This is a genomic window from Plantactinospora alkalitolerans (genome assembly GCF_015690345.1).
In the GTDB taxonomy this organism is placed as follows: Bacteria; Actinomycetota; Actinomycetes; order Mycobacteriales; family Micromonosporaceae; genus Plantactinospora; species Plantactinospora alkalitolerans.
The window spans coordinates 1-5,062 of the sequence record NZ_JADPUN010000390.1 but is presented as its reverse complement, the minus strand read 5'-3'; the positions used below and the strand labels follow the sequence as shown (position 1 = coordinate 5,062).

Annotated in this window: 4 protein-coding genes; all 4 read left to right on the top strand. The window is 68.9% G+C overall.

Annotation, left to right across the window (positions count from 1 at the left end):
* Positions 1–1,046, top strand: a 1,046-nt coding sequence (dnaA, locus tag I0C86_RS38790; protein ID WP_196206297.1) for a chromosomal replication initiator protein DnaA, incomplete at its 5' end; no start/stop codon positions are given.
* A gap of 695 nt (positions 1,047–1,741) precedes the next feature.
* Positions 1,742–2,875, top strand: coding sequence for a DNA polymerase III subunit beta (gene dnaN / locus I0C86_RS38785; protein WP_196206296.1), 1,134 nt, complete (start codon positions 1,742–1,744; stop codon positions 2,873–2,875).
* A 25-nt stretch (positions 2,876–2,900) separates the two neighbouring features.
* On the top strand, positions 2,901–3,773 hold the full coding sequence (gnd, locus tag I0C86_RS38780; protein WP_196206295.1) for a phosphogluconate dehydrogenase (NAD(+)-dependent, decarboxylating): 873 nt from the start codon (positions 2,901–2,903) through the stop codon (positions 3,771–3,773).
* A 5-nt stretch (positions 3,774–3,778) separates the two neighbouring features.
* On the top strand, positions 3,779–4,954 hold the full coding sequence (gene recF, locus I0C86_RS38775; protein ID WP_196206294.1) for a DNA replication/repair protein RecF: 1,176 nt from the start codon (positions 3,779–3,781) through the stop codon (positions 4,952–4,954).
* Positions 4,955–5,062: the final 108 nt, after the last annotated feature.

Here is a 5,062-nt window from a genome sequence, read left to right as displayed (position 1 = left end):
GGGCCGGGGATGTCGGCGGCAACCGGCTGAATCCCAAGTACATGTTCGAGACCTTCGTCATCGGCTCGTCCAACCGGTTCGCCCATGCCGCGTCGGTGGCCGTCGCCGAGTCGCCCGCCAAGGCGTACAACCCGCTGTTCATCTACGGCAGCTCCGGGCTGGGCAAGACCCACCTGCTGCACGCGATCGGCCACTACGCCACGACGCTGGGCAACGCCCGCTCGGTCCGGTACGTCTCGACCGAGGAGTTCACCAACGACTTCATCAACTCGCTCCGGGACGACAAGACGAGCGCGTTCCAGCGTCGCTACCGGGACGTGGACATCCTCCTGATCGACGACATCCAGTTCCTGGAGAACCGGGAACGGACCCAGGAGGAGTTCTTCCACACCTTCAACACCCTGCACAACGCCAACAAGCAGATCGTGATCACCTCGGACCGCAAGCCGAAGGATCTCGCGACGCTGGAGGATCGGCTGCGCACCCGATTCGAGTGGGGTCTGCTGGCCGACATCCAGCCTCCCGACCTGGAGACGCGGATCGCGATCCTGCAGAAGAAGGCGGCCCAGGAGCGCCTCTTCGCCCCGCCGGACGTACTGGAGTTCATCGCCTCGCGGATCTCCAACTCGATCCGGGAACTGGAGGGCGCGCTCATCCGGGTCACCGCGTTCGCGTCGCTGACCCGGTCTCCGGTGGAGTTGTCGCTGGCCGAGGAGGTGCTCAGGGACTTCATTCCGGACGGCTCCGGGCCGGAGATCAACTCGGACCAGATCATGGTCGCCACGGCGGACTACTTCGGCGTCAGCCTGGAGGACCTGCGGGGCCAGTCGAGGTCCCGGGTGCTGGTGAACGCCCGACAGGTGGCGATGTACCTGTGCCGCGAGCTGACCGACCTGTCGTTGCCCCGGATCGGCCAGGCGTTCGGCGGTCGGGACCACACGACGGTGATGCACGCCGACCGGAAAATCAGGCAGCAGATGGCGGAACGACGCTCGCTCTACAACCAGATCGCCGAGCTGACCAACCGGATCAAGCAGATCACCTGAGCACATCCACGCCGGCCGAGGCCGGGTTCGGACCGTCCGGTCCGGGCCCGGCCTTCGTCGTACACAGCTCGTCCACAGCCGGTTGTCCACCATCGGTGGATAACCGGGACCGACCTTCGGGAAGCGAACCCACAAGCTGTGGACAAGTGTTGGGGAAAGTGTTGTGGACAGTCACTCAGAGTCACCTGATTGTCCACCGCGTTCGGCCGGCTGTGCACGGGCTGTTGAAGGTTCTGGGGACAGTGCTTGTCGATGTCCGACCGGCTGTGCCCACAGATGGGGAAAAGGCCGTGGGTAACCCGGTGGACGACCGGTGGACAACGGTGGAAAACCTCGACGGCCCGACCGGCTGTGGACGGTCGACCCGGTTTTCGGGGCGGTTGTCCACACCCCGCACACCGGTGGATAAGCTCCTGACCAGGGCAGACCTTGCCTCTCCACAGTTTGCACAGCACCGATGAAGACGATTGAGATATCTCTTCTAAAGAACAAAAACCAATCATCAGCGTTGGGCATGCTGTGGATCCGTTTGACTTGTCGTACCGATCGGTCAAGATCTGCCGAAGTACCGGGGTCGGACGCACAGCCGATGCGGCTGGGCCCTAAGGTGCGATGAAGACCCGCACGGTTGGCGGGGCCGGAAGGCTGCCGCCGGCATGAGACAGTTGTCGCTGACGTCGATCCGGAGGCATGGCATGAAGTTCCGCGTGGAGCGCGACGCGCTCGCCGACGCCGTGGCGTGGACCGCGAAGAGTCTGCCCAACCGTCCCTCGGTCCCGGTGCTCGCCGGAGTGCTGCTCCGGGTCGCCGAGGGTGGCCTGCACGTCTCCGGGTTCGACTACGAGGTCTCCAGCCAGGTGACCGTCGACGTCCAGAGCGAGGCCGAGGGTGCCGCGCTGGTGTCCGGCCGGCTGCTGGCGGAGATCACCAAGGCGTTGCCGGCGAAACCGGTCGACATCGCCGCCGCCGGTGCCCACCTGGAGCTGGTCTGCGGCAGCGCCCGGTTCACCCTGCCGACGATGCCGGTCGAGGACTACCCGACGCTTCCCGAGATGCCCGGCAGCGCCGGCACGATCGACGCCGCGACCTTCGCCGCCGCGGTCGGCCAGGTCGCGATCGCCGCCGGCCGGGACGAGACGCTGCCGATGATGACCGGGGTACGGATCGAGCTGAACGGCTCGACGCTGTCGATGCTGGCGACCGACCGCTACCGCCTCGCCCTGCGGGAGATCGAGTGGCGCCCGGACGACCCGGAGGTCAGCATCAACGCGCTGGTGCCGGCCCGGACCCTGCACGACACCGCCAAGGCCCTGGGGCCGCTCGGTGGCGACGTCACCATGGCCCTGGCCCAGGGTGCCGCCGGGGAGGGGCTGATCGGCTTTGCCGGTGGCACCCGTCGGACCACCAGCCGACTGCTGGACGGCGCCAACTACCCGCCGGTGCGATCGCTCTTTCCCGCCAGCCACAACGCCGAGGCCCGGGTCTCGGTCGCCGCGCTCATCGAGGTCGTGAAGCGGGTGTCGCTGGTCGGCGGACGGACCACGCCGGTGCTGCTGAACTTCAGCTCCGACGGCCTGGTCGTCGAGGCCGGCAGCACCGAGGAGGCCCGGGCGAGCGAGGCGATGGACGCCACCTTCACCGGCGAACCCCTGACCATCGGCTTCAACCCTCAGTACCTGATCGACGGTCTGCAGAATCTCGGATCCGCGCTGGCGGTGTTCTCCTTCGTCGACGCGTTCAAGCCCGCCGTCATCTCGCCCTCCGGCGAGGACGGCGAGGTCATTCCTGGCTATCGATACCTGATTATGCCGATCCGGGTCACCCGCTGATCGCACGGTTCCGAAGGGAAAGTTCATGCAGCTCGGCCTGGTAGGTCTCGGCCGGATGGGCGGCAACATGCGCGAGCGGCTGCGCGCCGCCGGGCATGAGGTGATCGGGTTCGATCAGAATCCCGGCCTCAGCGACGTCGCCAGCCTGGCGGAGCTGGCGGAGCGGTTGGCCGCGCCCCGGGCCGTCTGGCTGATGGTTCCGGCGCAGTACACCGAGGCCACGGCGGACGGCCTGATCGAGGTGCTCTCCCCCGGAGACATCGTCATCGACGGCGGGAACTCGCGGTTCAGCGACGACCTGCCCCGGGCGGAGAAGCTCGACCGGCACGGCATCGGCTACGTCGACGTCGGGGTCTCCGGCGGGATCTGGGGCCGGGAGAACGGCTACGGCCTGATGGTCGGCGGCGCCGAGCAGCACGTCGAACGGTTGATGCCGATCTTCGATGCGCTCAGGCCGGAGGGCGAGTTCGGCTTCGTGCACGCCGGGCCGGTCGGCGCCGGGCACTACGCCAAGATGGTGCACAACGGCATCGAGTACGGCCTGATGCACGCCTACGCCGAGGGTTACGAGCTGCTGGCCGCCTCCGAACTGGTGACCGACGTGCCGGGCGTGTTCAAGTCCTGGCGCGAGGGCACCGTGGTCCGCTCCTGGCTGCTCGACCTGCTGGACCGGGCGCTCGACGAGGACCCGGAGCTGGCCGACCTGAGCGGCTACACCGAGGACACCGGCGAGGGCCGGTGGACGGTCGACGAGGCGGTCCGGCTCGGCGTGCCGCTGAACGTCATCACCGCCTCCCTCTTCGCCCGGTTCGTGTCCCGACAGGACGACTCGCCCGCGATGAAGGCCGTCTCCGCGCTGCGTCAGCAGTTCGGCGGACACGCCGTCCACAAGAACTAAGCACGGTGTACGTCCGCCGGCTCGAACTGGTCGACTTCCGCTCGTACGAGCGGGTCGGGGTCGATCTGGAGCCGGGCGGGAACGTGCTCGTCGGCCCCAACGGGGTCGGCAAGACGAATCTCGCCGAGGCGCTCGGCTACGTGGCGACGCTGTCCAGCCACCGGGTCGCCACCGACGCGCCACTGGTCCGGGCCGGTGCGGCGACCGCGGTGATCCGGTGCGCGATCGTGCACGACCAGCGGGAGCTGCTGGTCGAGCTGGAGATCGCTCCGGGTCGGGCGAACCGGGCCCGGCTGAACCGCTCGCCGGCTCGGCGGGCCCGGGACGTGCTCGGCGCGCTGCGGCTGGTGCTCTTCGCTCCGGAGGACCTGGAGCTGGTCCGGGGCGATCCGGCTGAGCGGCGACGCTATCTCGATGACCTGCTGGTCATCCGGATGCCCAGGTACGCGGCCGTACGGTCGGACTACGAGCGGGTGGTGAAACAGCGCAACGCGCTGCTGCGTACCGCCTATCTGGCCCGTAAGACCGGCAGCGGGCGGGGACGGCGAAACCGGACCGAGCCTGATCAACCGGCCGACTCCGAGTCTGAGCTGTCGACGTTGACGGTCTGGGACACCCATCTGGTCCGGCACGGGGCGGAGCTGCTGGCCGGTCGGTTGGAGCTGGTCGCGGCGCTGAGCCCGCACGTGTCCAAGGCGTACGACGCGGTGGCACCGGGACGGGGCGCGGCGGCGATCACGTACCGTTCCTCGCTCGATCTCGTCGACCCGGCACCGGACCGGCCCGCACTGGAGGCGGCCATGACCGCCGCGCTGGCCGAGGCGCGGACGTCCGAGATCGAGCGTGGCGTGACGCTGGTGGGGCCGCACCGCGACGAGTTGACCCTCACCCTGGGCCCGCTGCCGGCGCGGGGCTACGCGAGCCACGGCGAGTCCTGGTCCTTCGCGCTGGCGCTCCGGCTGGCCGCGTACGACCTGCTCCGCGCCGACGGGGTCGAGCCGGTCCTCGTTCTTGACGACGTCTTCGCCGAGTTGGACAGTGGGCGTCGGGAACGGTTGGCCGAACTGGTCGCCGGCGCCAGCCAGCTCGTGGTCACCTGCGCGGTCGCCGAGGACGTGCCGCAGGCCCTTCGGGGCGCACGTTTCGAGGCGTCCGACGGGGAGGTGCGGCGTGCCGGATGACGCCGAAGCACACCGGCCCGGCGGCTCGGCCGCCTCGGGTGCTGGCGCCGCCGCCTCGGGTTCCGGCCTGTCTCTTATACACCTCTGACGCTGCCGACGATCTTACGC

What these genes read in the sequence shown, in the direction of transcription:
- gnd (WP_196206295.1), top strand. Translation starts at nt 2,901, where the DNA reads ATGCAGCTCGGCCTGGTAGGTCTCGGCCGGATGGGCGGCAACATGCGC.
- dnaN (WP_196206296.1), top strand. Translation starts at nt 1,742, where the DNA reads ATGAAGTTCCGCGTGGAGCGCGACGCGCTCGCCGACGCCGTGGCGTGG.